Source organism: Kitasatospora sp. NPDC032121 (genome assembly GCF_055580145.1).
Map to the genome: position 1 here is coordinate 16,450 of NZ_JBVILX010000016.1, position 25,997 is coordinate 42,446.

A 25,997-nucleotide genomic window follows, 5' to 3' on the forward strand; every position below is an offset into this window, starting at 1 on the left:
GGTCGGTGGCCGAACAGCTCGCCGCCGCCGAGGAGTTCGCGCTCGCCTCGGAGCACCCGGACCCCGCGGGGGCGCTGAACACAGTGCTGCGCCAAGGCAGTGGTCCAGTCCAATCCCGCACTCCGGAACGGCACTTCGACCGACGCGGCGACAGCGGCGGCGATAGACTGCCCACCATGGGAGAGCGCCCCGGCGCGCCCACCGCGCCGCCCCTCGTGCTGGTCACCGACAGCGACTCGCAGCTGATCGACCCGGGCCGGGCCTACCACCTCGGCCGCGACCCGACCAGCGAGATCGTGCTGGACGACCCCCGGGTCTCCTGGCACCACGCGATCCTGCGCGCCGACGACGGCCACTGGCTGCTGGAGGACGTGGGCAGCACCAACGGCACCTACGACGAGGGCCGCCGTGTCCACCAGGAGAACGTCGGCCCGGGCACCCGGCTGCGCTTCGGCGATCCGGCCGACGGCCTGTCCGCGGCCTTCGCCGCCCTCCCGGTCCCCACCACGCACCGGCGGCCGTCACTGGTCGCCCCGCACGCCTCCGGTACCTTCCGCCGCCCGAGCGCCGTCCACCGGCTGCTCGGTCACAGCGTCCGGATCGGCCGCTCCGACGACAACGACCTGGTCCTGGACAACCTGGTGGTCTCCCGCCACCACGCCGAACTGCGTGCCCTGCCCGGCGGCGGGCACGAGATCGTCGACCTGGACAGCCACAACGGCACCTACCTCAACGGCCGCCCCGTCCAACGCGCCCCGGTCGGCCCGGCCGACATCGTCGGCATCGGCCACTCCGCGTTCTGCCTGGCCGACGGTCGGCTGGTCGAGTACACCGACACCGGCGAGATCTCCCTGGACGTCCGGCACCTGGTGGTCCGGGTCGGCCCCGACCACCGGGTGCTGCTGGACGACGTCGGTTTCCCCCTCGCCGAGAAGGCACTGCTCGCGGTGGCCGGTCCGAGCGGCGCGGGCAAGTCCACCCTGCTCAACGCCCTCACCGGGCTGCGCCCCGCCGACCTGGGCACGGTGCTGTACGACGGACGCGACCTCTACCGCGACTACGCCGAGCTGCGCCGCCGGATCGGACTCGTCCCGCAGGACGACATCCTGCACACCCAGCTCACCGTCCGCCGCGCCCTGTCCTACGCCGCCGAGCTGCGCTTCCCCGGCGACACCGACCCGCAGGAGCGGGCGGCCCGGGTCCGCGAGGTGATCCACGAGCTGGGCCTGGACGCCCGGGCCGACCAGGTGATCGCCAGCCTCTCCGGCGGTCAGCGCAAGCGGGTCAGCGTCGCCCTGGAACTGCTCACCAAGCCGTCCCTGCTCTTCCTCGACGAACCGACCTCCGGTCTGGACCCGGGCATGGAGCGCTCGGTGATGCGCATGCTGCGCGGGCTGGCCGACGACGGCCGGACGGTGGTCGTGGTGACGCACAGCGTGCTGAGCCTGAACGTCTGCGACCGTCTGCTGGTGCTGGCCCCGGGCGGGCGGACGGCGTACTACGGGCCGCCCGGCGAGGCGCTGGAGTTCCTCGGCTTCGACGAGTGGCCGGAGGCCTTCGAGGCCTTCGAGCACCAGGACCACACCGCCTGGCAGCAGCGCTTCCGCGACTCCCCGCAGTACGCGCACTACATCGCGGCCGAGGCCTGGCCCGCGCCGCGCCCCGGTCCGGCGCCGGGCGCCGGTCAAGCCCCGTACGTCGGTCAGGCACTGCACCCCGCTGCGGACCAGGGCCCGCCGGTGTCCGCCACTCCCCCGATCGCGTGGGAGAAGCCGCAGGGCTGGTTCTCCCAACTCGGCACGCTGGTGCGCCGGTACACCTCGGTGCTGGCCGCCGACCGGCTCTTCCTCACCATCATGGTGGTGCTGCCCTTCGTCATCGGCCTGATGTGCCGGGCGATGGCCGGCTCCCGGCTCTCCCCCGACAACGCCGTCAACTGCCTGCTCACGCTCTGCATCGGCGGTCTGCTCACCGGCGCCGCCAACTCGGTGCGCGAACTGGTGAAGGAGCGCGCGATCTACCGGCGGGAGCGGGTCGTCGGGCTGTCCAGATCGGCCTACCTGGTCTCCAAGGTGGTGGTGCTGGGCACGGTCACGGTGGCCCAGGCCGCGGTGCTGACCGTGGTCGGCCTGGCCGGGGTGAACCTGTCCTTCGCGGTGCCGACCGGGGTGGTGATGCCGCAGCTGCCCGAGCTGATCATCGCGGTCGCGCTGCTCGCCTTCTCGGCGATGATGCTCGGCCTGGTGGTCTCGGCGCTGGTGGACAAGGAGGAGGCCACCATGCCGCTGCTGGTGCTCCTCTCGGTGGTGCAGATCGTCTTCAGCGGCCTGATGCTCAGGCTGCACGGGGTGCCGGGGCTGGAGCAGTTCGCCTGGCTGATCCCGTCCCGCTGGGGCATGTCGGCGATGGCGCGCACCGTCGAACTGCACGGTATCTTCCCGAACGCGATCACCGCCGACCCGATGTTCCGCCACCAGCGGTCCGGCTGGGTGCTGAGCATGGTGCTGCTGCCCGCGCTCTCGCTGCTGTACGGCCTGGTGGTGCTGGTCCTGCTGCGGCGGCACGAGCCGAGCATCATGCGGCGCTGACGGTCTCGACGCCCGGGCCTGCCGGTCCTACCGGTCCTGCCGGGCCCGACGGACAACGGGCGTCGGGCACAAGGCATCGGGCGGTGACCATCGACCAGTGAGCCCCGCGGGCTCGGGCCGCCGCCGGTAGAGTGGGAGGCGACCTGTGGTGCGAGTCGTGCCGCGCGCGGCGGGGATCGCGCGGCGGAGGAAATGTAGCCGTCCATGGACGAGTTCGCGTTCCGCCCCACCCACGTCGCCCCACCGGACGGGATGGCCTCCTGGGCGGCGCCGGACCCGACCCAACCCACCGCCCGGCTCGACGCGCTGCTGCCGCTGCGACTGCTCGACCGCCGGGGGGGACTGGGCGCGGATCCTCTGCTCCAACGGCTGGACCGCCTGGGTGGACGGGCGGCTGCTGGTCGCCCTGCCGCAGCCGCCGCCCGCCGCCGAGGGCCCGCCCGCGCGGACCGCCGACCCGCGCCCGGCGCTCGCCGACGCCGCGGGCGAACTCGACCGCTACTGCGCCCTCCTGGAGGACCTCGCCACCGGCGCCCTCGACCTGGAGACCTTCCGGGAGCGCACCCGCGGCCTGCGGATCGGCCTGGTGGTGGACGGCGGGGCGCTCTGGCTGTTCGACCCGCTGCACGACCGCTGGTGCTACGGCGACGGGCTCCAGCTCCAGACGTACGCGGCCACCGACCGGCCGGTGCCGTCGACCTCCCCGTGGTCGGGCCCTCCGCCCGTGCCCGGCCCAGCCGCGAACGGCCCGTCCGCACACAGCCCGTCCGCCCCCACCCGGACCGGTGAGCCGTGACCTCCGCCGAGCTGCCACCCGCCGAGCTGCCACCCACCGGGCCGCCCTCCGACGAGCCGCCCGCCGAGCCGTCCGGCCTGCCCGGCCTGCCCGGCCTGCCCGCCGGGCTGGTCGGGCTGGTCGGGCGGCAGGTCGCCGGCTACCGGCTGGAGAACGAGATCGGGCGCGGCGGCATGGCCGTCGTCTACCGGGCCAGGGACCTGCGGCTCGGGCGGACCGTCGCGGTCAAGCTGCTCGCCCCCGAGCTGGCACGCAACGAGGTGTTCCGGCAGCGCTTCATGCACGAGTCGGAGGCCGCCGCCGCGATCGACCACCCCCACATCATCCCGGTGTTCGACGCGGGCGAACAGGACGGCATCCTGTTCCTCGCGATGCGCTACGTCGAGGGCGGCGACCTGCGCACCCTGATGACCCGCTCCGGACCGCTCCCGGCCGAGCGGGCCGTCCGGCTCGCCCTCCAGATCGCCTCGGCACTGGACGCCGCCCACGCCCACGACCTGGTGCACCGGGACGTCAAACCGGGCAACGTACTGGTCGCCGCCGGGACGGACAGCGAGCACCCGGAGCACCTGTACCTGGCGGACTTCGGGCTGACCAAGAAGTCCCTGTCGCTCAGCGGGCTGACCGGAGTCGGCCAGATCGTCGGCACGCTCGACTACGCGGCGCCGGAGCAGATATCCGGCAGGCCGCTGGACGGGCGCTGCGACCAGTACGGACTCGGCTGCGTGGTGTTCGAGATGCTCGCGGGCGCCCCGCCGTTCCGCCGCGAGAGCGACCTCGCGCTGCTCTGGGCACACCTCAACGACCCGCCGCCCGCACTGCGCGAGCACCGGCCCGACCTGCCGGCCGCCGTCGGGGCGGTGGTCTCCCGGGCGCTGACCAAGACGCCCGGGGAGCGGTACCCGAACTGCCTCGGCTTCGTCGCCGAGCTGCGCGCGGCGGCCACCGCCGCCGCACCGGAGCCGTGGCGCGCGGACGGGCCGCCCACCCGGGTCGTCCCGGCGCTCGCCCCCGACCCGCCGGTGGTGCCCCGGCCACCCGCCTGGGCCGCACCGGTCGTCCAGCCGTCTTGGTCGCCCCCGCCCGGAGGGAGCCGTCCGCCGTGAACGCCGTGAGCCAGGTCTTCGCCGTGGTCGCCGCGGCGATCCACCTGATCGTCTGGCCGCTCGAGAGCTTCCTGTACGGGCACCCGCGGGTGCGCCGGCTGCTCACCGGCAGCACGGCGGACGCCCCGGAGGTCCGGCTGTGGCGCGTCAACGTGGGCTTCTACAACCTGTTCCTGGCGCTCGGCCTGGTCACCGGCCTGGTCCTGCTGCACGCCGGCCACCCGGGGGCCGGGCGGGTGCTGCTGCTCTACGTCGCCGCGTTCATGCTCGCGGGCGGGATCACCCTGTTCTGCTCCGAGTCGAAGCTCTGGCGGGGCGCGCTCGGCCAGGCGGTACCGGCAGCCGTCATCCTCCTGGCAGAGGCGTTCTGAACCCGGCCGCCCCGGGCGGGCCCCGCGGCCGGGGCGCCCACGGACCGCGACTGCTCGCCGACCTGCGCCGTCACGCCCCTCGTCGGCACCGGCACCCACACCGCGACCAGCGTCACCGCCACCGTCTCCCCACCGCCACCGCCAGGCACGGACTCCTGCCGAACCGCCCGGGTGATCCCGTCAACCGACAGGCCCACCCAAGGGCGCTTCCTCCCCCGCTCCGGCTACCTCGCCGCGGTGCCGCACCCGGGTGGCGAGCAGAGCACCGAGCGCGCCGGCCACCAGCCCCCAACCCGCCGCGAGCGGCACCGCCGTCCAGAGCACGGGGCTCAGGGTGAGGCTGCCGCTGCCCAGCGCGGCCAGCGGGCTGTTGCCGCCGAGCACGGCGCCCAGCAGGTCGCCCAGGCCGCCCCGGCCGAGGCCGACGCCGAGCACCGAGAGCCCGTAGTCGGCGTCCACCCGGGTCCACAGGCCCACCAGCAGCATGGTGACGGCGGCGGCGAGCGCGAACCGGACGGCGTGCTGCCAGAGCCGGACGGTGCGCGGTGAGCGGGCGGCCGCCAGGAACGCGGCCGCGAGCAGCAGGACGGCGGCCAGCGGCAGCAGCCACCAGCTGCGCGTGTCCTGCTCCGCGAGGGTGCCGAGGTCGACGGTCGCCTGCCCGCCCTCGGAGGTGCGCAGCACGGCACTGAGCGGCTCGGGGACGGGCAGGCCGAGCGCGCCGACCAGCCGCCCGTGCCACTCGGCGCCGAGCCCGACGCCGAAGGCCAACCAGACCAGGTTGGGCAGTGCGAGCAGCAGCACGGCCAGGGTCTGCCGGGCGTTGCCGTGCACGATCACGGTCAGTACCCCGGCCACCGCACCGATCACCAGGTACGCCAGCAGGACCAACCAGAGCGCGAACGCCGCCGGGCGGACGGCGAGTTGGTGGCGCACCAGGGCGGCCGGCAGCGGGGCCCGGCGGGACACCGCGAAGGTGAGCGCGAGCACCACCAGCAGCCAGGCCAGCCCGATGCCGACGGTGGTCGGGCCGTCCGCGTGGAAGCCGACCTCCGGGGTGAGCCCCAGCGCGCCGCCGATCGACTGCGCCAGGTCGTCGCCGAGCGGGACGACGAAGGTGTGCCGGGCGCCGAGGGTGATCAGCACCAGGGCGAGCAGCCAGAGCAGCGCCGTCCGGCCGATCCGCCCGAGCAGCTCTCCGCCGCCCGCGACGGCGCGGAAGCGCAGTTGGCGCAGGAACACCTCCGCCATGGTGACCGCGCCGGCCACCGAGACGCTCAGCGGCATCGCGCTGATCTCGGCCCCGACGGCCGCGAAGTCTCCCGCGCCGCCGTCGAGCCGGACGGTGCCGCCGACGGCGAGTGCCAGCGTCGCGGCCAGCACGGCAGGGACGCCGCCGTCGGGGAGGTCGTCGGCGCCGGCCAGCCATAGGCCGAGTGCGGCGACCGCCGCCATCGCCACCAGCCCGGCCACCACGACGGCGAGCGCCTCCAGCCAGCCGCGGACGGCACCGGGTGGGCCGGCGGCCCGGTTGGTGGGCTGCTGCATGCCGCCTCCTCGTCGTGCGCGGGGTGCCTGGGGTCCGGCCGGCAGCCGACCGGTTGCCGGTGGGGCTTCCAGGGTGGCCGACGGTCGGCGGGCACGCTCGGCGACGCCCGGCCCACCTGCTGTTGCGGCGGACGGGGGCGCGGGGGAGAAAGGGAAGCCGACGGCCGGCGCCTCCGGGGCCGGCCCCGGTCGGCCGACCGCCTGCGAAACGGAGCCTTGATGTCCTCCCAGCCGCCTCCGTCCGGTCCGCCCGGCGAGCCTTCGCAGGGTCCGCCGTCCGGGCCTCCGTCCACACCTCCGTCCGGGCCGCCCTCCGGGCCTCCGTCCGGACCGCTGGCCGGGCCGACGGCCGGCGGGGGCGCGGCCGGGCCGCCGTCCACGCCTCCTCCGCCTTGGGGCCCGTACGGGGCGTCCGGGACGGGTGGTGCCTCCGGGACGGGCGGCATCGGGGGTGCGAGCGGCCTCGGCGGTGCGGGCGGGCCGTCCGGACCGGGCGGAGCCGGCGGGCCCGGGCCCGGTGCGCGCGGGCCCTGGTGGCGCTCCGGGAAGGGGCTGTTCCTGGCGGCGGGCACGGTGGCGGTGGCCGCGGTGGCCGCCGGGCTGATCGCCGGCAACCAGGGCGGCCGCCACTCGACCGTGCCGACGGCGAACGAGGTCGCCCTGCAGGCCCCGGCCGATCCCGGGCCGGACCCGTTCACCCCGTCGGTGGAGACCCAGGCTGTGAGCGCCCCCGCGCCCGCCCCCGTCACCCCGACGGCGCAGCATCCGGGCGACAGCTCGCCCGGAAGCGGCCCCACGGCGGTTCTCCACAGCGTCGAGGGCAGCTCGGCCGGGCTGTACGCCGGGACGACGAGCAGGCCGAGCTGCGACACCGAGCGGCTGATCGGGATGGTCTCGACTGGGGACGCCGGGCGTGCCTGGGCCTCGGCCGTCGGCATCGCGCAGGCCGACACCCCGGGCTACCTGCGCTCGCTCACCTCCGCCTACCTGCGGGTGGACTCCCGAGTGACCAACCACAGCTACCGGAGCGGCGCGGTGGTCGCGTACCAGTCCGTGCTCCAGGCGGGCACCGCCGTCCTGGTGGACGCCCGGGGCGTGCCCCGGGTGCGCTGCTCGTGCGGCAACCCGCTGAAGCCGCCGACGCCGGTGAACGACGCCCGGTACACCGGGAAGGCCTGGGCGGGCTTCCATCCGACCGCGCTGATCGTGGTGGTGCCCGCACCGCAGCCGGCGACCGAGATCGTCCTGGTGGACATCCAGACCGGCGGGTGGTTCTCCCGGCTGACCGGGCGGGCCGAGGTCGTGGACCGGACCGTCGAACCGCCGACGGGGCCGCTGGCCCCCGGCATTCCGCCGCCGGCGCCCTGGGAGCCGTCCGCGCCCACGGCCACCTCCTCCACGTCGCCCGGCACGACCTCACCCGGCACGGCGACGAGCCCGGGGGCGACATCGCCGGGCACCACGAGCTCGGGCACGACGACCACGACGACCGGCACCACGTCCCCGCCCACCGCCACCTCCACCCCCACGTCCACCGTGACGACGGCTACGCCCACCCATCCGGCGACCGGCACGACGACGGCGGGCCCCTCGAAGATCACCGCCGTCACGACGGCCATCGGAACCGGGACCAGATCCGCAACCACGAGCGCCGCCAGGCCGAGCTGACCCGAAGCCCGCCACCCCGCCCACCGCTGCCACCGGCTACCACCAACGGCCACCCGGCCGGTGGCGGCGGCTCGCCTCAGGGCAGCAGCACCCGCGCGTCCTGCGGCCCGAGCACCCGGCCGTCCGCCGAGCGCACCTCGACCGGTGCGACGGGCGCGCCGGACTCGCGGTCCACCAGGCGGGCCCGGGGCTCGCCCTCCTCGAAGAACCACTCGTCGCCCCACTGCCGCAGCGCCGTGATCACCGGGAACAGCGCGCGCCCCTTCTCGGTGAGCACGTACTCCTGATAGGGGCTGCCGTCGGCGGCCGGTGCGAGCTCGAACACGCCGTTGGCGACCAGGTTGGCCAGGCGGGCCGACAGGATGTTCTTGGCCAGGCCGAGGTTCTTCTGGAACTGCCCGAAGCGGCGCAGCCCGTCGAAGGCGTCACGGACGATCAGCAGCGTCCAGCCGTCACCGACGACGTCGAGCGGACGGGCGACGGGGCAGCTCGATTCCTCGTGCGTGGTGCGTTTCGGCACTTCTCCCACCTCTCGGCTCGCGGCTCTCGGCTCCGGACTCCCACCGGTCGGCGCCCAGCGTACCGATCAGTGTGGTTGCTTATTGAAACCAGAATATGCCATGGTCTCTCGGTAGCACTTTGAAACCATCGTGCCCTTCGAGGGAGTCCCACCATGACCTCTCCTGCCCGCACAACCGCCGCCTGCGCCGAGGCCGGACCGCCCGACAACCCCGGCGGAGCCCCGGCGCGCGGCCTGTCGCCCGCCGTCGCCTGGCTGCTCTCCGTCGCCTGCGGCCTCGCCGTGGCCAACGTCTACTACTCACAGCCGCTGCTCGACCTGATCGCCCGGGACTACGACATCGCCCCGGCCACCATCGGCCTGGTCGGCACCCTCACCCAGACGGGCTACGCCCTGGGCCTGCTGCTGCTCGTGCCGCTCGGCGACCACGTCAACCGCCGCACCCTGATCACCACCCAGCTTGGCCTGTCCGTCCTCGCCCTCCTCGCCGTCGCGCTCGCCCCCTCCGCCCCGCTGATGCTCGCCGCGATGGCCGCCGTCGGCGTCCTCGCGGTCGTCGCCCAGGTGGTCGTCGCCCATTCCGCCCAACTCGCCGCCCCGGGCGACCAGGGCCGCGTGGTCGGCACCGTGACCAGCGGCATCGTGGTCGGCATCCTGCTCGCCCGAACCGTCGCCGGAACCATCGGCGACCTGGCGGGCTGGCGCGCCGTCTACCTGGCCTCCGCCGTCGCGACCGCCGCCATGGCCCTCGCCGTCGCGGCCGCCGTCCCGTCCGAACGGCACCGCACGGTCGAGCGGATCGGCTACCCGCGCCTGATCGGCTCGGTGTTCGTGCTCTTCGCCCAGGAGCGCGTGCTCCGCACCCGGGCCGTCCTCGCGCTGCTCAGCTTCACCTCCGTCACCGTGCTGCTCACCCCGATGGTGCTCCCGCTCGCCGCGCCGCCCTTCGACCTCAGCCACACCCAGATCGGGCTCTTCGGCCTCGCCGGCGCCGCCGGAGCGCTCGGCGCCGGGTTCGCCGGCCGCCAGGCCGACCGCGGCCGGGCCGAACGCACCACCGGCATCGGCCTGTTCGCCATGCTGGTCGGCTGGCTCCCGGCCGCGCTGCTGCCGCACTCCGTCTGGTGGCCGGTGCTCGCCATGGTGGTGATCGACTACGGCCTGCAGTCCGTCCACGTCGCCAACCAGCACCTGCTCTACCAGGTCCGCCCGGAGGCGCGCAGCCGCCTGACCGCCGGCTACATGCTGTTCTACTCCGCCGGGTGCGGCGCCGGCGCGATCCTGTCCACCGTCGTCTACGACCACGGCGGCTGGACGGCCGTCTGCCTGCTCGGGGCCGCCACCAGCCTCACCGCACTCGGCTACTGGTGGACGGCGGCCCGCCGCTGACGTCAGCTCAGATGTCGAACAACGGCACGTCGATCGTCGGCGGCACCGGATCGAGGACGTCGCGCAGCTCCCGTATGCCCCGCCGCCAGGCCGGACCGCTCTCCGTCTCGTCCCACAGCTCCGCGAGCTCCGACTCCTCCGCCACCACCCGGTCCAACGCCTCCACCGCGAGCGGGCGCAGCTCGACGGAGAGCGGCGGTATCGGCTCCTCGGGGCCGTAGGCCTCGTCCGAGTCCAGGTACTCCTCCGCCCGGACGGCGCCCAGCAGCGCCGACCGAAGCAGCGCCTCGCGCTCACCCGGCGCCGCGTCGTCCAGGCCGTTGCAGAAGTCCGCCGCCGAGTCGTTGTCGAAGTGCCCGATGTCCCAGGCGCCCATGCCGTTCCCCACCACGCCGTTCGTGTTCGTGTGCAACGGATGCTTGCACACCCCACTGACAATCCGCGGGCCGACGGATATTCGCTGGTCAGCGGGGCGCCGCTGGGACATAGTGCCGCCATGACCACCACTCAGGGGCTGGACCGGGACGGCTTCATCGCACGGGAGGGCTCGCTCGAGCGCGTCCCCCCGGCGTTCGCGCCCGTGGTCGCGGCCGCCCGCGAGCGGATCGCCGCGGCCTTCACCCCCGACCGCCTGCACAGCGCCTACCTCTACGGCAGTGTCCCGCGCGGCACCGCGACACCCGGCGTCTCCGACCTCGACCTGCTGCTCGCCCTGCACCACGAGCCCAGCGCCGCGGACCGGGCGGCGGCCGACGCCCTCGAGGCCGCGCTCGACGCCGAGTTCGCGCAGGTGAACGGGGTCGGCGTGCTGCTCTTCGACACCGGCACGCTACTCAGCGAGCTGGAACGCCACGACCTCGGCTGGTTCGTCGCCTGCCTCTGCACCCCGCTGCTCGGCAAGGACCTCGCCGCCCGGCTCCCCCGCTACCGCCCCACCTCACTGCTCGCCCGGGAGACCAACGGCGACCTCGCCCTGGTCCTCCCGCAGTGGCGCGAGCGCCTGGCCGCCGCCGCCACGGACGGCGAACTGCGCGCACTCACCCGCGGCATCTCCCGCCGGCTCGTCCGCACCGGCTTCACCCTGGTGATGCCGCGCTGGGGCGGCTGGACCAGCGACCTCGCCGCCTCCGCCGAGGCCTTCGCCGCCCACTACCCCGAACGCGCCGCCCAGCTGCGACTCGCCGCCACCATCGCCCGCACCCCCACCGCCGACCGGGCCGCCCTGACCGTGCTCGTCGACGACCTGGGCCCCTGGCTCGCCGCCGAGTACGCCGCCGTCCACGGCGTGAAGGCGCCCCGCCCGTGACGGCGCCGCATAGGCGGGCCACCCGCTGGTCCGCGAGGTCTTCCCCGATCCGGTCGGGGAGCTGGTCGACCTCCTGACGCGGGAGGGCGAGCCCGAACCGGCCGCCCGCGCCTGGTGCCTGCGGCTGGTCGCGGAGTGCCGCTGCGGGGACGCCTGACCCTGGCCGAGCAGCACGAGGACGGGTCCGCCGCCCCGAGGAAGCCTCAGTCCACGCACGGGATCCCGCCCGCCCGCACCGCCGGCCCCTGCATCGGCAGCCCCGCCGCCGGGTCGGCGGAGGGCTCGCCCTGCGCCGGGGCGCCCGACGGCACGGCCGTCGGGCTCGGGGTGCGGACGGGGGCGAGGGTGACCACCACGCGGCCCGCCGGGACGGCCGCCGAGTAGACCGCGCTCACCCCGTAGCGGGCGGCGAGGCGCTGGGCGTCGGTCTTGGCCCCGGCCCCGTAGGTGACCGCGGTGGCCCGCGTCCTGGCCGGGGCGTCACCGATCCGGCCCACCTGGTAGCCCAGTTCGGCCAGCGCCCTGGACTCGTCGGCCGCCGCCCCCGCGGCCGCGTTGACGTCGACCACGGCCTTGAGCACCGCACCCGGGGCGGCGGCGGACGACGGGCCCGGTTCGACGGGCGCGTCCCCCGGCGGGGCGGCCGGAACGACCGGCGCCGCCTCGTGGTTGAAGAGCTGTCGGACGATCTTCCTGATCAGGTCCGGGTTGACGGTGTTGACCTCCTGCCCGCCGACGGTCTTGAAGCCGCTGATCGGCAGGGTGTTGAACTCCACGTTGCCGCCGGTCAGGTTGGGCGCCTGCTGGGCGAAGTCGAGGATGTCCCACTCGTTGTCGATGACCACGTCCTTCTTCACCACCGCGAACAGCTTCTGCATCTGTCCGAGGTCGTTCAGGATGCCCTGCTGCTTGAGCTTGTACTCGACGGAGGAGAGGAACGCCTGCTGCCGGTGGGTGCGGTCGAGGTCGCCGTTGGCGAGGTGGTGGCGCTGGCGGACGAAGGAGAGCGCCTGCGCGGCGTCGAGGGAGCTGATCCCGGCCGGCAGCCTGAGGCCGGTGCCACCGCCCTCGTGGGTGGCGGTCCGGGCGGTGATCGGGTCGTCCACCGGGTGGTTGAGGCAGACCTGGATCGGCTCGACCGCCTTGGCGATGTCGTAGAAGCCCATCAGGTTCACCTCCGCGAAGTGGTCGATGGGGACGTCCAGGAAGGACTGCACCGTCTGGATGGTGGCCGAGCGGCCGGCCTCCCGGCTGCGCCGTTCCAGCTCCGCCCTGGAGAGCCCCCTGCCCGCCAGCTTCTGCTCCGCGGCCTCCTTGGCGATCCCGTACGCCTCCTTGACCTTGTGCATCCTGCCGTCGGCGCCGACGGTCTGTACGTAGTCGTCGCGCGGGACGGAGAGCGCGGTGACCCTGCCGCCGTCGGCCGGGATGTGCAGCACGATCAGGGCGTTGGTGTTGTACCCGCCGATCTCGCTGGAGCCGGCGTGCAGTTCGTCCTCCACGAACTGCCTGGGCAGGTCGTTGCCGTCCATGTCCTTGCGGCTGTCCAGGCCGATCAGCAGCAGGTTGACGGACTTGTCGAGGTGCGGCGGGGCGTTCTTCTTGGCCTCGCTCAGCGCGGAGGACTTGATCATGCCGTCGTCCAGGCTGCGGTACTCGTACCAGGTGAAGCCGCTGGCCCCGAGCACGGCGATCGAGACGGTGCAGGCCAGGGTGCGCCCGGCGACGGTGATCGGGGCGGCCCCGCGGCGCGGGAGGTGCCCGCGCTGACCGCGCTGACCCCGGCCGCCGGTACGGCCGTTGACGCGCTCAGCCACGGCGACCCCTTCCGCCGGGGGCGGCCGTCCTGCCTTTGCGCCGGCGCTCCGACACCGTCCGGCGGCGGGCCGACGCGGCGCGGAGCGCGACCACGGCGAGCGCCACCGCCACGGCCGCGGCCATCACCGGGAACGCCCCGACCACCCAGCGCAGCACGCCGGTGCCGAGGTTCTTCCCCTGGTACTTCCCGGGCTGCGCGAGGTACTCGACGCCCGAGGCGGTGAGCAGCACCACGACCGGAGCGGCCGTCACCACCCACCACCGGCCCGCCCGGCTGCACAGCGCCGCGGCGGCGGCCGTCCCGAGCACCGAGCCCACCGCGAAGAGGAGGCCGACGCCCGGCCCGTCGAGTTCGTCCGCGACCGCGCCGAGCAGCGGCAGCCCGACCGCCGAGAGCGCGGCCGCCGCCCCGGCCCGTCGGCGCGCCTGCTGGTGGCGGCGGGCCGCCCCGGGGCGCGGCGGCCGGGGCGTGACGGGGGCCGCGGCGGCGCCGGGGGCGCCTGCGGCTCCCGCGCCGACCGCCCGGGAGCGCTGGGTCGGCAGGGCGCGGTCCTCGGTACGCGGTCCCGCGTCCTGGTACGGCGTTCTCGCCCGCTGGCCGGCCATGCGCACTTCCCTCGATCGTTGCGGCCGCGGCGGCGCGATCGCACCGCCGCGTGTGCCGGGACGCCCTCGGTCCTGCCGGCGTCCTGGTGGGGACCCCATTCTCTACATCGCTGTAGAGGATGGGGTGGAGCATACAAACCCATTTCAGCAAAGTCACCCGCTGCCACCCGGCAGCGACGGACCGCCCGGTGGGCCGTCGTTAGGATGGTCATGATCCCCGCCACGTCGGCACACCATCAGGAACGCATCAGAGGAGCAGAGCGTCACCATGTTTGAGAGTCTGAAGAACATCGCGGACAAGGCCACCGACCTCGCCCGCGAGCACGGCGACGTGATCGGGCAGGGCCTGGACAAGGTCGGCGACGCGATCGACGACCGCACGGACGGCAAGTACAGCGGGCAGATCGACACCGGCGTCGAGAAGGCGAAGGACTTCCTGCGCAACCTCGACGGCGACCGGAAGCCCACCGAGTAACCTGCCGCGGGGCACGATCAGCCGCACGGCGGTCGAACGGGCACACGGGCGAACGGGGAGGGGCGGCAGCGGTGAGCGAGGAGAAGAAGGGGTCCGGCCGGGGACGCTGGCTGGTGATCGGCGTCGTGGTGGTGGCCGGACTGGGTCTCGTCCGCGGCAACGGCCACGACGGCGCGGCCTCCGCCGACCCCTCCCCGACCGCGGCCGCCCCGTCCGGCGCCTCCGCGGGCGCCGCGCCGTCGGCCGGCGCCTCCGCGGCGCCGTCGAAGCCCCCGAAGCCGTCGGGCTCCTACGACCCCGCCGACTACGCGGCGCCAGTGCGCCGGTACGCCGCCGAGGCCGGGGTCAACCCGCAGCTGCTGATGGCGATCCTCTACAACGAGGCGTACAAGCCGCACGACCCCGAGCTCGAACGGGCCTGGCAGCGGAGCAAGCCGGACGCCTCCTTCGGCATCGCCAACATGCACCGGGCCGCCTTCGACGACACCAAGCCCGGCCGCCCCTTCGCCTCCCGGCAGTGGGAGGAGCTGCCGGACGACCGCGACCTGGCCATCCAGGCGGCCGCCTGGCACCTGCACGACCTCGCCGCGCAGCTGCCCGTCCGCCCGGGCGCGCCGCTCACCCGGGACGAACTGGCCGCCCTCGGCTACAACGCGGGCGCGGGCAACATGCTGGCCTTCGCCCGGGGCGTCAAGATCGGCTCCCAGGCGCAGTCCTACCTCGACCGACTGCGCGACAACTGGTCGAAGTCCGGCGAGGCCGTCAAGTAGCGTCCTGCGGCGGTCAGCTGACGCCGACCCGGGCCGACCAGACCCGCCGCCAGGCCAGCGCGTCGGCGACCCCCTCGGCGATGCCGCGCCGCGGCTGCCAGCCGAGCAGGTCCCGCGCGGTGTCCACGACGGCGTAGCAGCCGATCACGTCCCCGGGCCGCGGTCCGGCCTCCCGCACCTCCAGGCTGGCGCCGACGGCCTGTTCGAAGGCGGCGATCAGCTCCCGCACGGTGGTCCCGTCGCCGGTGCCGACGTTGATCACCCGGTAGCGGTCCGCCACGCCCGGGGCGATCACCTCGTCGAACCGCAGCAGCGCCGCGACGTGCGCCTCGGCGAGGTCCTGGACGTGGACGTAGTCGCGGATGCCGGAGCCGTCGCGGGTCGCCCAGTCGGTGCCGGTCACGGTGAACGGGGTGCCGGTGGTGTGCGCCTCGATCAGCTTGCCCAGGGCGTGGGTGGGGTTGAGGTCCTGGAGGCCGGTGCGCAGCTGCGGGTCGGCGCCGATCGGGTTGAAGTAGCGCAGGGCGATGACGCGTTGGCGCTCGGCGCCCTCGCCCCGGGTCCAGTCCTGGAGGACCTGCTCCATCATCTGCTTGGTGCGCGCGTACGGGCTGCCGGCGTCGACCGGACTGCTCTCGTCGACCCGGGCGTCGGGGGTGGGGGCGTAGATCGACGCGGAGCTGCTGAAGACGATCCGGGTGCAGCCGTTGCGCTGGAGGGCGTCCAGGAGCTCGACGGTCTTGGCGACGTTCTCCCGGTAGTAGTACAGCGGCTTGGCCACCGACTCCGGTACGACGATCTTCGCGGCGCAGTGCACGGTGGCGTCGATGTCGGGGTGCTCGGCGAAGATCCGGTCGAGCAGGGCGGCGTCGGCGATGTCGCCCCGGTAGAAGACCCGGTCCGCGACGAACTCGGTCCGTCCCCGGGAGAGGTCGTCCAGCACGACCGGGGTGATCCCCCGGTCGAGCAGGGCGGAGGCGACGGTGCTGCCGATGAATCCCGCACCTCCGGTGATCAGGACCTTCTTCATGCGCGGACGCTCCCTTGCGATCGTCCGGGCACCCGCGGTGGCGCCCGGTGACCGAAAAGGACGTCGGTTCGCACCCGGCCGGTTCCGCCGGGCGCCCCCGCGACCCGGCCGGGCGGTCCAGGACGGGTCAGCCGCGGTGGCGGCGCAGCCAGAGTCCGGTGGCGACCAGCACCACGGCCGCGCAGGCGGTGCCGATGGCCGCCCAGGTGGTGGTGTCGGAGGTGGTCGCGTGGGCGGGGCGCGGCGAGCCCTCCCGGGCGGCGACGGCGGCGGTCCCCGCCGCCGCGGTGCTTCCCGCCGCCGTCGCGGTCTCCCGGAGGGGGGCGGGGGCCACCTCGGCGGACCGCGGCGAGCCTTCGGACAGCGCCGGGCCCTCCGCCTCCGGGGGCGTCGGGTCGGCGATCGCGACGGTGTCGACGTCGAGTTCGCGCTCGCCGTGCCCGAGGGCGGGCACGACGCAGTCCACCGTCACCCGCCAGTGCCCGACGGGGAGGGCCTCCCGAGTGGTGTACGTGCCGGGGCTGCCGGGGGCGGTGACCAGGCGCCAGGGGCCGACGGTGCGACCGTCGGAGGCCGTCGCGGAGAGCGTGCCGGTGAACTCCCCGGTCACCGGGTCGTGGTCGTTCTCCCAGGTGGCGACGGTGCTCACGCGGCCGTTCCGCTGGCCGGTGACGTCCAGGTGGACGCCGTCGCCGTGGGCGGCGGCGGGTACGGCGGCGGGCAGCAGGGCGGCGGCGGCCAGGGCGAGGGCGGCGAGGTGGGGGCGGGTTCGCATACGGGCTGGTCCTCGGGGCGGTGTGGGGGCGGGGGTGCTGGGAACGGCCGGCGCCGGGAACGGCCGCCGCCGGATGGGCGGTCGACGTTCCCGGCGCGACGGGCCTACGGGCCTACGGGCCTACGGGCCTGCGGGCCCACGGGCCCACGGGCGTCGGCGGCTCGGGTCGAAGGGTCGGCCGGCATACGGGCCGACCGGTTTCACGGACTCACAGGAACAGCCTTACCCCGAACGACTCACGAGGCCCTCGACAGCGGCCGGTTCTGCCAAGGGCCTCCACCCGGCGACCGCCGGCCGCCGCAGCCCCGACCCAAGACGGCCGACGCACAGGTGATCTGACTCACAGTCACCCAACGGCCATGCCACCCCCGGGTCTGGCTCCCCTGACGCGCGGGGCTCGAACCTTCCGACACTCCGGAGAGCGGGAGGGGCGGCCGGAGATAACAGAAATCGCCCGCGGAGTTCCCCCGTCCGACCCAAGGAAAAAGCGGTACGCCCGGCCGCTGCCGGGCGCACCGCTCACACCCCGGACTCGCCACCGCGGACCGGGACATGACGAACAGTCAGAACGAGCGAAGAGTCAGGCCGCGACCTTCACCCGCTCCGCCCCGAAGGCCGCCGCACCGACCGCGGACCGTACCGCCGCCACCGCGCCGGCGCCGCAACCCCCGTGCAGGCGGGCCAGCCCGGCCGCCAGGGCGATCCGGTCCCCGGCCAGCCAGAGCCGCAGGGCCGCCGAGAGCGCGGCACTGGCCGGACCGGCCGCGGGGCCGCCGGTCCGCGCGAGCCGCTCACCGAGCAGCGGCAGCAGGTCCGCGACCGGGGCGGGCAGCCACAGGGTGAGCGCGAAGGGTGCCGGTCTGGACAGCACGCGCAGCAGCGGCAGGACGCAGGTGTCGTCGTGCAGCGCGGGGATGACCTCCAGCAGTCCGTCCACCGCCACGTCCGAGACGTCGCCACCGTGCCCGCGCGCGAGTTCGCGCAGCAGCGCGCGCTCGGCGGCGGTGATCCGGACGGTCAGCATGACTTCTTCGCAGTCCATGGTCCCGACCCCTTGTCGTGGAGAGTTCGTGGTGTGGTCGTCGCGCCGTGGTGTCAGTCCTGTGCCGAGTGGGTTCCTGCCCCGATCCGGCCGTCCGACACCGGCGCTATCAGGCCGTAGTGGCCGTCGAAGCGGCGGTAGAGCACCCGGGCCCGGTGGTCGCCGGGGTCGGTCCAGCCGACGAACGGGCGGCCGGTGAGCCAGAGCCGGCGGGCCGCCTCGGCGAGGTCGAGCGGGGGCATCGCGCTGGTGCCGGCGGCGCACAGCTCCACGGTGCCGCCCGGCGAGCAGCGGTGGACCAGGCTGTCGCGCCCGGTCGCGGCGTCCGCGAAGAGGTGGAACCGCCGGTCGAGGGCGAGCAGTTCGAGCACGGCCTGTTCGGGGCTGCGGCGGGCGAGCACGACCGCCTTGTGCCGGGCGATCCGCCGCTGGGCGAGCGGACGGTCGGCGTACTGGGGGCGGTAGGCGCTCTCGTAGGCGGCGGCGAAGCCGATGTCGCCCTGCTCGCGCAGCCGGACGGCCCGGCCGGCCAGCGTGCCGAGCACCAGGTCGACGGACTCCCGCGCGGTGCCGGTGGCCAGTTGCACCCGGACCGGCCCGAGACCCGCCAGCTCGACGTCCGCCTGGGCCAGCGCGGGCCGGGTCACCGAGCGGTTCCGCGAGCGGGTCAGCCGCAGTCGCAGCGCGTGGGCGTCGGGGCCGAGCGCCGTGGCGGTGGCCAGCGCCCGGACCCGGGCGTACTCGGCCTCCTCGCGCGGCAGCTCGCCGCGTATCTCCACCCGGACGTCGAGGGCCGGCCGGTGGCGCAGACGGGTCATCAGGTTCCTCCTTCTTCGCATCCATGCTGTCCCTCGCACGCCCGTGCGGCGAGGGTCCAAAGACCCTGCAGTCCGGGCAGCCGTCGGGCCGCCCGGGCGAAGACATCCGCGCAGGTCAACACGGAGCTTCGAGCACGCACGAAAGGGTCGATCCACTCGGCCGTTGGAGTGATCCCCGCACATTCGGCGCAACGCTCGGGAAACCGGCGCGTTTGCTCAACGTGCGCCCTCCCGCCGGGGGCGCGCGCGGGGGCCGCGCTGGGCGGTCCCCCGCTTCCCGGCCGGCCCGCCGCTGCCACCCGGTATCGCCCGCACCGGCCACTCTGGTGAGAGGTAGTGTCATGTCCCTGCTGACCGAGACTCGGAAGCTGATCGTCCCGCCGAGAACCGCACCCGGCCCTTCCCCGCTGGCCCGCGCCGCCGTCCCCCCGCTGGCCCCCGGCGCCCTGCCCGGCCTCGGGCACGCCGGCGCCCTGCTGCGCGACCCGCTGGGCTTCCTCGGCTCGCTCTCCCGCCACGGCGGGGTGGTCCGCATCCGACTCGGCCCGCGCACCGTCTGCGTGGTGACCGACGCCCGGCTGGTCCACACCCTGCTCGTCGCACTGGCCCACGACTGCCCGCGCGGCGCCGTCCAGGACACCCTCAAGACGGCCTTCGGCGACGGCCTGCTGATGTCCGAGGGCCAGGCCCACCGCGACCGCCGCCGGATCATCCAGCCGGCCTTCGGCCCGGACCGGATGGGCGAGTACCTGGCCGTGATGCAGCAGGTCACCGAGGAGCGGGCCGCGCGCTGGCGCCCCGGGCAGGTCCTCGACGTGGCCAAGGAGATGAACCACCTGGCGCTGGAGATCGTCACCCGCTCGCTGTTCGACGCCCGGCTCAGCGAGGACGCCACCGTCGCCTTCCACCGGGCACTGCCGGACCTGGTGAAGGGCCAGATCGTCCAGTCCCTCTACCCGAAGCCGTCTCTCGCCCGGCTGCCGCTGCCCGTCAACCGGCGCTTCGACGACGCCGTGCGGGTGCTCAACCGGGTGGTCGACCAGGCCGTCAACGGCCGTGCCCCGACCGCGGGCACCGGGGCCGGGGCCGGGGCCCGACGCACCCTGCCCGCCCTGCTGCGCGCCGCCACCGACCCGGCGACCGGCTGCCCGCTCACCGAGGCCGACGTCCGCTCCGAGGCGATCACCATGTTCGGCGCGGGCACCGAGACCGTCTCCACCACCCTCACCTGGCTACTGGACGAGCTGCTGCGCCACCCCGAGGCGGAGGCCCGGATCCTCGACGAGCTGGACGAGCACCTGCCCGTCGGCACCGTCCCCACCCCCGAGGCACTGGCCCGGCTCACCTACACCCGCAGCGTCACCCAGGAGGTGGTACGGCTGCACGCGCCCAACGCCTTCCTGATGCGCACCGCCCAGGTGCCGGTCGAGCTGGGCCCGTACCGCGTCCCGGCCGGCACCGAGCTGCTCTACAGCCTCACCGCGCTGCACCGCGACCCGGTGCGCTACCCGGAGCCGACGAGCTTCCGGCCCGAGCGCTGGCAGGACGGCGGCGGCACCGGGCGGCCCTCCTTCCTGCCGTTCGGGGCGGGCAAGCACAAGTGCATCGGCGAGGCCTTCGCCTGGGCGGAGCTGACCGTCGCGGCCGCGGCGATCCTCCGCCGCTGGCGCCCGACAGCCGTGCCGGGCTCCCGGGCCCGCGAGGTGGTGTGGACGACGGTCCAGGCGCACGGCCTGCGGGTGCGGCTCGCGCCACGCGGCGCGCGCTCCCCACGCGGGCGCACCTCGACGGCCTCCCGCGACGGCGACGCCGCCGCCTCACCGGGGAACGCGGTGGCCTCCTCGCAGGGCGAGCCGCCCGACCGGTGTCCGTTCACCGGCGCCGACCGCGCGACCGCCCCCGCCACCTCCCCGGCCCCGGCCGCGCCCACGAGCCCGGCCGGTCCGGCGGCCCCCCGGCCGCGCACCCATCTGCGCCTCGCCGCCGACCGGCACGCCGACTGGGTGGTCCGCCACGGCCTGCTCACCCCGCCCGAGCTGCCCCGCTACCGGGCCTACGCGCTGCACGAGCTGATCGGCCACGCCTTCCCCCGCACCCGGGGCGCCGAACTCGACCTCCTGGTGGACATGCTGGGCTGGTTCACCATCCTGGACGACCGCTTCGACGGCTCGCCCGGCCGCCACCCCGACGAGGCCCGCGCCCTGGTCGACCCGCTGATCGCGGTCCTCGACGGAGCCTCCGGCGCAAGCCCGTCCGAGAGCCACACGCTGCTCGCCTGGCGGGAGTTGTGGCAGCGGCAGACCGCATCGATGTCCCCGGAGTGGCGCGCCCGGGCGGCCCGGGAGTGGCGGGCCTGCCTGGCCACCTTCCCCGCCGAGGCCGACCACCGCGCCCGCGGCACCGTGCCCGCCCTCGGCCTCGACCTCACGGACACCATGCACCTGCGCCGGCACGGCAGTTGCCTCTACCCGTTCATGAACATACTGGAACGGGTTCACGGCGCCGACGCCCCGGCCGCGCTCCACGCGGAGCCCGCGCTGCACCGGCTGCGCGCCAACACCGCCGACGCCGCCACACTGATCAACGACCTCTACTCGCTGAGGCGCGAGGAACGACAGCCCGGGGCCGCCTTCAACACCGTGATCGCCCTCCAGCGGGCCCACGGCTGCACCCGGAGCCGGGCGGTCCACTCGGTGCGCGCCCAGGTGGTGCGGCTGCAGCAGGAGAGCGAGGAGCTGCGCCGCGAGCTGCTGTGCCGCCACCCGGCCGGGCGCTGGTACCTGGACGGCACCCGGGAGCTGATCGCCGGCGTGCTGGCCTGGACCAGCACCAGCCACCGCTACCTGGTGCCGGACCGCGGCCGGCGCCGGTGAGGGTCCCGCCCGCGGCGCAGCCGAGCGTCCCGCTCCCGGCGCAGGTGAGGCTCCCGCCCGCGGCGCGCTACTTCCGGCCGCCGAGCGCGAACAGCAGCAGCACGAAACCGGCGAACAGGTGCGTGGCGAAGATGTAGATGCCCGCGCGGATCAGCATCGCCTTGCGGCGCCGCTTCTCCTCGCTCGTACCCTCGTCGCTCGTGCTGTCGCTCATGGTGGTGCTTCTCCTCGGATCGGGCGGACGGACCGGGCTCGGCTCAGCGGGACCGACCGCCGGGGGCGCGCAGCTCGGTGAGCAGCGCGCCCTGGTCGGTGATCAGCTCGGTCAGGATCCGCCGGGCCGCGCGCAGCAGCTCGGCGACGTCCGGGGTGCTGAGCGCGTAGACCACGGTGTTGCCCTCGCGGGTCGCCGTGACCAGCTGGGTGCGGCGCAGGACCGCGAGCTGCTGGGAGAGGTTGGAGGGCTCGACCTCGATCTCCGCCAGCAGCTCCCGCACTGGCCTGGGTCCGTCCTGGAGCAGCTCCAGGACCCGGATCCGCACGGGGTGGCCGAGGGTGCGGAAGAACTCCGCCTTGGCCTGGTACAGCGGTACCGGCATCGTCCGCGCGCTCCCTTGGTCCGGCTCGGTGGTCGTCCGGCCGGGCGGGATCGTCGCCGCGGCCGGTAGGCATCATCGCGACAGATGAAGATTTCTTCAAGTCGTCACAGTGCGTCGACCACCCGACGGGCCCGGGCCGCGGGATCGACCACCGGGCCCCGGCCGGGTCAGGACAGGCGGAAGCCGAGCCCGGGAGGCTACCAACTCCCGGGCTCGGCCATCACGGCGACGGATCGTCAGCAGAGCACGGGCACATCGGCGGTGGCCGGCACCTGACCGCTCCAGAACCCCTCGACGTCGAAGGACACGTGCACGGTGGACCCACACGCCACGGTGGCCGCGATGCCGTCGACCCGCACGGTGCTCACCTGGAAGACGGTGCGGCCGTTCACCGCGCCGAGCGAGGTGCCGCCTACCACGTCAGCGGACAGGTGGGTCACCAGCTCCTTCGGCGCCGGCGGCCACGGGGTGCCCGGGGACGGCGGGCCGGCCAGGCCGATCTTGCCGTAGATCGCGACGCTGTCACCGGTCACGTCGGCGCAGGCGTAGGTGGCCAGACCGGCCTGGAGGCTGTAGTTCCCGCAGGTGGTGACGGTGGTGGTGGCCAGGGTCGGAGCCGCGGCGAAGGCGGGGACGGGGGCCGAGAGCAGGGCGACGGCGCCGGCGGCACCGGCGGCGATCCGGGCGATCCGGTTCATGGGTTCCTCCTTGAGGGGAACGAGGGCGGACTGAGACAGGTGACGTGGTACATATGACATTTCATAGGTCCACGACAGGAACTTTGCCATGTGATTCATAAGCCCAGAGCCCGATTTACCCTTTGAACCGAATGCTCGGCCAAAATCAGACCTTCGATGGCTCAAACGCCCTTGAGCGGTAGAACTTCCGCACACGCCTGGGCGACGCCCGCCTTGAGCCCAGGTGAACCGTGTGCGAACCGCTGCCGCGACCGCCCTCGCCCCGCTTGCCGGCGCCCGCGCGCTCAGCCCAGGGAGGCGCGCAGGGCGTCGACGCGGGACACGGCGTCGGTGAAGGCGTGCCGGTCGAGGCGGCCGTCGTCCAGGGCGGCGGCCAGCGCCTCGGCGGCGTCCTCGGCCTGCCGGGGGTCGCGGGCGGAGCAGAGCAGCAGGTCCATCCCGGCCTCGGCGGCGGCCAGCGCGCGGTCGCCGGTGCCGCCGTACGGGGCGAGCGCCTGGGCCTCCATCGCGTCGGTGACGGTCACGCCGCCGAAGCCCAGCCGGCCGCGCAGCTCGCCCTGGATGATCCTTGGCGAGAACCCGGCCGGGTGGTCCGGGTCCAGCGCCGGGTAGACCGCCCAGGAGGCCATCACCAGTCGCACGCCCGCCGCGATGGCCGCTCGGTACGGGGCCTCGCCGCGGGAGCGGAGCTGTGACAGCGGCACGTTCAGGGTGACCGGGCGCTCGTCGGTGTTCTCGCCCCGGGGCGCCGCACCGAGGCCGGGGAAGTGCTTGGCGGTCGCGGCCACGCCGAGGCCCTGCTGGGCGGCGAGGAAGGCGCTGCCCAGTTCCGCCACCTTGGCGGGGTCCTGGCCGTAGGAGCGCTCGAAGTGGTCGATGAAGTTGTCCGGCGTGTCGTAGACGTCGAGCACCGGGGCGAGGTTGAGGTTCAGCCCGGCGTCGGCGAGGGTCCGGGCGGCACCGGCCCCGGTCTCCGCCGCCGCGGCGAGCGGGTTCGCCGCCGATCCGACACGCCGGGCGGAGAGTTCGGGCTCGCCGGGCAGCCTGCGGACCTTGCCGCCCTCCTGGTCGGTCATCAGCAGCAGGGCGCGCGGATGCGGCGCCTCGGCCGCGGCCTGCCTCAACTCGGCGACGGCCTCGGCGAGTTGCTCGGGGCTGGTGACGTTCTCGCCGAACAGAATCACCCCGGCGGCCCGGCCCTCCCGGATCACCTGGAGCACCCCGGGCGGCGGCGTCGGGCCGGGGTACGACAGCACGATCCGCCGTCCGGCGAGCACCCGGGAGTCCTCCTGCCCGGGGTCGGCCATCGCCGCGCCCCTCTCGTTCGAAGCGCTCGAAGCAGTCGATACGGTCGAAGCGCCCGGGCTGCCGCCCGGCCGGGCGGACGATCCGAGCGGCACCGGCCCGAGCGCGGCTCCCAGCACCGCCAGCACGACGCCGAACTGGGCGACACTTCGGAACGGGACCATCACGCCTCCCGGGCCAGTATTTGACTACGGCATGTCAACTTACCCCGGGACGCGGCCCGGCATTCCCTCTGCGCAGCTGTATCCGATATTCCGACTTATAAGCCACCAGCGGCCGCGCCCTACGCCGACCGGGTGCCCAAGAGACTCCGGAGGCCGGGGACCGAGCCCCCACCGGGCCCGCCGCGGCGTCCCCACCGCGCCGGAGCCGACGCCGAGGTCAGGACGACCGCCGGACCAGCCGGCCCAGGACGGCCACGCCCTCGGTGATCTCCGCCGTCGAGCCCGCCGCGTAGCCGAGGACCAGACCGGGCGGGTACGGGAGCCGGGCGTGCCAGGACAGCGGCTGCACCTTGACCCCCTCGGCCAGCGCGGCGGCGGCCCACTCGGTGTCGGTGCGACCGGGCTCCTCCGGGAGCGTCAGCATCAGGTGGAGGCCCGCCGCCGCGCCGTGCACCGTGGCTCCCGGCAGGTGGGCGCGGATGGCGGCGATCATGGCGTCCCGGCGTCGCCGGTGGCGGCGGCGCAGCAGCCGCAGGTGGCGGTCGAGCTCACCGGACTCCATCAGCCGGGCGAGCACCAGCTGGGGCAGCACCGGGTTGCCGAGGTCGGCGAAGCGCTTGGCGTCCAGGACGGCGTCCCGCAGCCGGGCCGGGACCAGCAGCCAGCCGGTGCGCAGCGCGGGGGCGAGCAGCTTGGAGACGCTGCCCGCGTAGCAGACCTGCTCCGGCAGCACGGCCCGCAGCGCCGGGACGGGCGGACGGTCGTAGCGGTGCTCGGCGTCGTAGTCGTCCTCGATGACCAGGCCGCCCTCGGTGGCCCAGCGCAGCAGTGCGCGCCGCCGGTCACCGCCGAGGACGACGCCGGTCGGGTACTGGTGCGCGGGGGTGAGCAGGACGGCCGGGGCGCCGGTGGCGCGCAGCGCGTCGACCCGGATGCCCTCGGCGTCGACCGGGACGGGCGGGGTGGCGGCGAGCCAGTGGGCGAGGTGCTGCCGGGCGCCGAGCGAGCCCGGGTCCTCGACCGCGACCTCGCCGATGCCCGCCCGGCCGAGGGCGCGGCCGAGCAGGGCGAGGGCCTGGGCCGTGCCGGCGACGATCAGCACCTCGTCCGGGTCGGCGCGGATGCCCCGGTTGCGGGCCAGCCAGTGGGCGACGGCCCGGCGCAGGGCGGGGGTGCCGCGGACGTCGCCGTAGCCGAGGTCGGCCGCGGCGAGGCCGTCGAGGACGGCGCGTTCGGCGCGCAGCCAGGCGGTGCGGGGGAAGGCCGCGAGGTCGGGCAGGCCGGGGGTGAGGTCGATCCGGGCGGGCGCGGCGCGCAGTCGGTCGAAGACCTCGGGGGCGGGATCGTCCAGGAACAGCGCGGGCGCCGGACGGGGCCGGTCCGCCCGGGGCTCCTCCCCCCGTACGACGGAGGAGGTGGCGGCGACGGCCGCGACCACGACCGTGCCGCCGCGCCCGCGGCCGGCCACCCGCCCCTCCTCGGCGAGGCGCTGGTAGGTGTCCGTCACCACCCCGCGGGAGACGCCGAGTTCGGCCGCCAGCACCCGGCTGGCGGGCAGCCGGCTGCCCGCCGGGAGCCGCCCGTCGGCGACGGCCTCGCGCAGCCGGCGGGCGAGCCAGTCGGTGAGGCCGCCGGGCGGGGCGTCGGCGGTGTCGAGCTGGAGGAAGTCGGCACCGGCCTCTTTGGACCTGTCGGATGCCTCGGCTTTGGACCTGTTCACCGGACCATAGTG

At 75.0% G+C, this 25,997-nt stretch carries 24 protein-coding genes; 10 read left to right on the forward strand and 14 right to left on the reverse strand.

Annotation, left to right across the window (positions count from 1 at the left end):
• Nucleotides 1-176: 176 nt before the first annotated feature.
• From ACZ5OX_RS30155 to ACZ5OX_RS30170, 4 genes are all read left to right on the forward strand, one after another.
• Entirely contained in the window at nucleotides 177-2,588 is a 2,412-nt protein-coding gene (locus ACZ5OX_RS30155; RefSeq protein WP_465634394.1) for an ABC transporter ATP-binding protein/permease, read from the forward strand.
• Between the two features lie 382 nt (nucleotides 2,589-2,970).
• The gene (locus ACZ5OX_RS30160) at nucleotides 2,971-3,384 is read left to right on the forward strand and encodes a hypothetical protein (protein WP_465634396.1); all 414 of its coding nucleotides are present in this window, start codon (nucleotides 2,971-2,973) and stop codon (nucleotides 3,382-3,384) included.
• Nucleotides 3,385-3,461: 77 nt separating this feature from the next.
• A complete protein-coding gene (locus ACZ5OX_RS30165) occupies nucleotides 3,462-4,490 on the forward strand; it encodes a serine/threonine-protein kinase (protein ID WP_465634569.1) in 1,029 nt (342 codons plus the stop codon).
• Entirely contained in the window at nucleotides 4,487-4,861 is a 375-nt protein-coding gene (locus tag ACZ5OX_RS30170) for a DUF1304 domain-containing protein (protein WP_465634397.1), read from the forward strand. The genes ACZ5OX_RS30165 and ACZ5OX_RS30170 overlap by 4 nt, the downstream gene beginning before the upstream one ends.
• A 180-nt stretch (nucleotides 4,862-5,041) precedes the next feature.
• Here the strand turns inward: ACZ5OX_RS30170 and ACZ5OX_RS30175 are convergent, their stop codons facing one another.
• Complete coding sequence (locus tag ACZ5OX_RS30175; RefSeq protein ID WP_465634399.1) at nucleotides 5,042-6,409, reverse strand: streptophobe family protein; 1,368 nt, start codon at nucleotides 6,407-6,409, stop codon at nucleotides 5,042-5,044.
• Nucleotides 6,410-6,982: 573 nt separating this feature from the next.
• Here ACZ5OX_RS30175 and ACZ5OX_RS30180 point away from each other — a divergent pair.
• A complete protein-coding gene (locus tag ACZ5OX_RS30180) occupies nucleotides 6,983-8,077 on the forward strand; it encodes a DUF6777 domain-containing protein (protein WP_465634400.1) in 1,095 nt (364 codons plus the stop codon).
• 76 nt (nucleotides 8,078-8,153) lie between these two features.
• Here ACZ5OX_RS30180 and ACZ5OX_RS30185 read toward each other — a convergent pair whose 3' ends face one another.
• Nucleotides 8,154-8,597: a winged helix-turn-helix transcriptional regulator gene (locus ACZ5OX_RS30185; protein WP_392877843.1), complete on the reverse strand. Its 444-nt coding sequence runs from the start codon at nucleotides 8,595-8,597 to the stop codon at nucleotides 8,154-8,156.
• 153 nt (nucleotides 8,598-8,750) lie between these two features.
• Between ACZ5OX_RS30185 and ACZ5OX_RS30190 the strand changes: the two genes are divergently transcribed.
• Entirely contained in the window at nucleotides 8,751-9,986 is a 1,236-nt protein-coding gene (locus ACZ5OX_RS30190) for an MFS transporter (protein ID WP_465634401.1), read from the forward strand.
• Between the two features lie 7 nt (nucleotides 9,987-9,993).
• On the opposite strand, the gene ACZ5OX_RS30195 is transcribed toward ACZ5OX_RS30190, so the two are convergent.
• Entirely contained in the window at nucleotides 9,994-10,362 is a 369-nt protein-coding gene (locus ACZ5OX_RS30195; RefSeq protein ID WP_465634570.1) for a DUF4259 domain-containing protein, read from the reverse strand.
• A 120-nt stretch (nucleotides 10,363-10,482) separates the two neighbouring features.
• Between ACZ5OX_RS30195 and ACZ5OX_RS30200 the strand changes: the two genes are divergently transcribed.
• Nucleotides 10,483-11,292: a nucleotidyltransferase domain-containing protein gene (locus ACZ5OX_RS30200; RefSeq protein WP_465634403.1), complete on the forward strand. Its 810-nt coding sequence runs from the start codon at nucleotides 10,483-10,485 to the stop codon at nucleotides 11,290-11,292.
• 203 nt (nucleotides 11,293-11,495) lie between these two features.
• Here ACZ5OX_RS30200 and ACZ5OX_RS30205 read toward each other — a convergent pair whose 3' ends face one another.
• Both ACZ5OX_RS30205 and ACZ5OX_RS30210 read right to left on the reverse strand, forming a co-directional pair.
• Nucleotides 11,496-13,109, reverse strand: a complete 1,614-nt coding sequence (locus tag ACZ5OX_RS30205) for an LCP family protein (RefSeq protein WP_465634404.1) — start codon at nucleotides 13,107-13,109, stop codon at nucleotides 11,496-11,498.
• Nucleotides 13,102-13,716 carry a DUF6542 domain-containing protein gene (locus tag ACZ5OX_RS30210; protein WP_465634405.1) on the reverse strand — a complete coding sequence of 205 codons (615 nt, stop codon included), beginning with the start codon at nucleotides 13,714-13,716 and terminating at the stop codon, nucleotides 13,102-13,104. The genes ACZ5OX_RS30205 and ACZ5OX_RS30210 overlap by 8 nt, the downstream gene beginning before the upstream one ends.
• A 268-nt stretch (nucleotides 13,717-13,984) precedes the next feature.
• On the opposite strand from ACZ5OX_RS30210, the gene ACZ5OX_RS30215 reads away from it, so the two are divergent.
• A complete protein-coding gene (locus ACZ5OX_RS30215) occupies nucleotides 13,985-14,191 on the forward strand; it encodes an antitoxin (protein ID WP_363387466.1) in 207 nt (68 codons plus the stop codon).
• Nucleotides 14,192-14,262: 71 nt separating this feature from the next.
• Nucleotides 14,263-14,961 (forward strand): lytic transglycosylase domain-containing protein, encoded by a 699-nt coding sequence (locus tag ACZ5OX_RS30220; protein ID WP_449809797.1) that lies wholly within the window; start codon nucleotides 14,263-14,265, stop codon nucleotides 14,959-14,961.
• A gap of 13 nt (nucleotides 14,962-14,974) precedes the next feature.
• Here ACZ5OX_RS30220 and galE read toward each other — a convergent pair whose 3' ends face one another.
• The 4 genes from galE to ACZ5OX_RS30240 form a co-directional block, all read right to left on the reverse strand.
• Nucleotides 14,975-15,991, reverse strand: a complete 1,017-nt coding sequence (gene galE, locus ACZ5OX_RS30225; RefSeq protein WP_449792761.1) for a UDP-glucose 4-epimerase GalE — start codon at nucleotides 15,989-15,991, stop codon at nucleotides 14,975-14,977.
• A 127-nt stretch (nucleotides 15,992-16,118) separates the two neighbouring features.
• Nucleotides 16,119-16,766, reverse strand: a complete 648-nt coding sequence (locus ACZ5OX_RS30230) for a hypothetical protein (RefSeq protein ID WP_465634407.1) — start codon at nucleotides 16,764-16,766, stop codon at nucleotides 16,119-16,121.
• A 580-nt stretch (nucleotides 16,767-17,346) separates the two neighbouring features.
• Nucleotides 17,347-17,808: a hypothetical protein gene (locus ACZ5OX_RS30235; RefSeq protein ID WP_465634409.1), complete on the reverse strand. Its 462-nt coding sequence runs from the start codon at nucleotides 17,806-17,808 to the stop codon at nucleotides 17,347-17,349.
• Nucleotides 17,809-17,861: 53 nt separating this feature from the next.
• Nucleotides 17,862-18,626, reverse strand: a complete 765-nt coding sequence (locus tag ACZ5OX_RS30240) for a sigma 54 modulation/S30EA ribosomal C-terminal domain-containing protein (RefSeq protein ID WP_465634410.1) — start codon at nucleotides 18,624-18,626, stop codon at nucleotides 17,862-17,864.
• 341 nt (nucleotides 18,627-18,967) lie between these two features.
• Here ACZ5OX_RS30240 and ACZ5OX_RS30245 point away from each other — a divergent pair, with 341 nt between their 5' ends.
• Nucleotides 18,968-21,499: a cytochrome P450 gene (locus tag ACZ5OX_RS30245; protein WP_465634411.1), complete on the forward strand. Its 2,532-nt coding sequence runs from the start codon at nucleotides 18,968-18,970 to the stop codon at nucleotides 21,497-21,499.
• 67 nt (nucleotides 21,500-21,566) lie between these two features.
• Here the strand turns inward: ACZ5OX_RS30245 and ACZ5OX_RS30250 are convergent, their stop codons facing one another.
• From ACZ5OX_RS30250 to pdxR, 5 genes are all read right to left on the reverse strand, one after another.
• Complete coding sequence (locus ACZ5OX_RS30250; protein WP_392877867.1) at nucleotides 21,567-21,713, reverse strand: DUF6126 family protein; 147 nt, start codon at nucleotides 21,711-21,713, stop codon at nucleotides 21,567-21,569.
• 43 nt (nucleotides 21,714-21,756) lie between these two features.
• Nucleotides 21,757-22,098 carry an ArsR/SmtB family transcription factor gene (locus tag ACZ5OX_RS30255; RefSeq protein WP_360341604.1) on the reverse strand — a complete coding sequence of 114 codons (342 nt, stop codon included), beginning with the start codon at nucleotides 22,096-22,098 and terminating at the stop codon, nucleotides 21,757-21,759.
• 236 nt (nucleotides 22,099-22,334) lie between these two features.
• Complete coding sequence (locus ACZ5OX_RS30260; protein WP_465634413.1) at nucleotides 22,335-22,796, reverse strand: hypothetical protein; 462 nt, start codon at nucleotides 22,794-22,796, stop codon at nucleotides 22,335-22,337.
• 284 nt (nucleotides 22,797-23,080) lie between these two features.
• Nucleotides 23,081-24,265: a glycoside hydrolase family 3 N-terminal domain-containing protein gene (locus ACZ5OX_RS30265; protein ID WP_465634414.1), complete on the reverse strand. Its 1,185-nt coding sequence runs from the start codon at nucleotides 24,263-24,265 to the stop codon at nucleotides 23,081-23,083.
• 217 nt (nucleotides 24,266-24,482) lie between these two features.
• The gene (pdxR, locus tag ACZ5OX_RS30270; protein WP_465634415.1) at nucleotides 24,483-25,985 is read right to left on the reverse strand and encodes a MocR-like pyridoxine biosynthesis transcription factor PdxR; all 1,503 of its coding nucleotides are present in this window, start codon (nucleotides 25,983-25,985) and stop codon (nucleotides 24,483-24,485) included.
• Between the last annotated feature and the right edge of the window lie 12 nt (nucleotides 25,986-25,997).

Excerpts from the sequence above, each read along its gene's own strand:
- ACZ5OX_RS30155 (WP_465634394.1), top strand. The coding sequence starts at position 177 with ATGGGAGAGCGCCCCGGCGCGCCCACCGCGCCGCCCCTCGTGCTGGTC.
- ACZ5OX_RS30175 (WP_465634399.1), bottom strand. The coding sequence starts at position 6,409 with ATGCAGCAGCCCACCAACCGGGCCGCCGGCCCACCCGGTGCCGTCCGC.
- ACZ5OX_RS30190 (WP_465634401.1), top strand. The coding sequence starts at position 8,751 with ATGACCTCTCCTGCCCGCACAACCGCCGCCTGCGCCGAGGCCGGACCG.
- ACZ5OX_RS30195 (WP_465634570.1), bottom strand. The coding sequence starts at position 10,362 with ATGGGCGCCTGGGACATCGGGCACTTCGACAACGACTCGGCGGCGGAC.
- ACZ5OX_RS30200 (WP_465634403.1), top strand. The coding sequence starts at position 10,483 with ATGACCACCACTCAGGGGCTGGACCGGGACGGCTTCATCGCACGGGAG.
- ACZ5OX_RS30210 (WP_465634405.1), bottom strand. The coding sequence starts at position 13,716 with ATGGCCGGCCAGCGGGCGAGAACGCCGTACCAGGACGCGGGACCGCGT.
- ACZ5OX_RS30215 (WP_363387466.1), top strand. The coding sequence starts at position 13,985 with ATGTTTGAGAGTCTGAAGAACATCGCGGACAAGGCCACCGACCTCGCC.
- galE (WP_449792761.1), bottom strand. The coding sequence starts at position 15,991 with ATGAAGAAGGTCCTGATCACCGGAGGTGCGGGATTCATCGGCAGCACC.
- ACZ5OX_RS30230 (WP_465634407.1), bottom strand. The coding sequence starts at position 16,766 with ATGCGAACCCGCCCCCACCTCGCCGCCCTCGCCCTGGCCGCCGCCGCC.
- ACZ5OX_RS30235 (WP_465634409.1), bottom strand. The coding sequence starts at position 17,808 with ATGGACTGCGAAGAAGTCATGCTGACCGTCCGGATCACCGCCGCCGAG.
- ACZ5OX_RS30240 (WP_465634410.1), bottom strand. The coding sequence starts at position 18,626 with ATGACCCGTCTGCGCCACCGGCCGGCCCTCGACGTCCGGGTGGAGATA.
- ACZ5OX_RS30245 (WP_465634411.1), top strand. The coding sequence starts at position 18,968 with ATGTCCCTGCTGACCGAGACTCGGAAGCTGATCGTCCCGCCGAGAACC.
- ACZ5OX_RS30250 (WP_392877867.1), bottom strand. The coding sequence starts at position 21,713 with ATGAGCGACAGCACGAGCGACGAGGGTACGAGCGAGGAGAAGCGGCGC.
- ACZ5OX_RS30255 (WP_360341604.1), bottom strand. The coding sequence starts at position 22,098 with ATGCCGGTACCGCTGTACCAGGCCAAGGCGGAGTTCTTCCGCACCCTC.
- ACZ5OX_RS30260 (WP_465634413.1), bottom strand. The coding sequence starts at position 22,796 with ATGAACCGGATCGCCCGGATCGCCGCCGGTGCCGCCGGCGCCGTCGCC.
- ACZ5OX_RS30265 (WP_465634414.1), bottom strand. The coding sequence starts at position 24,265 with ATGGTCCCGTTCCGAAGTGTCGCCCAGTTCGGCGTCGTGCTGGCGGTG.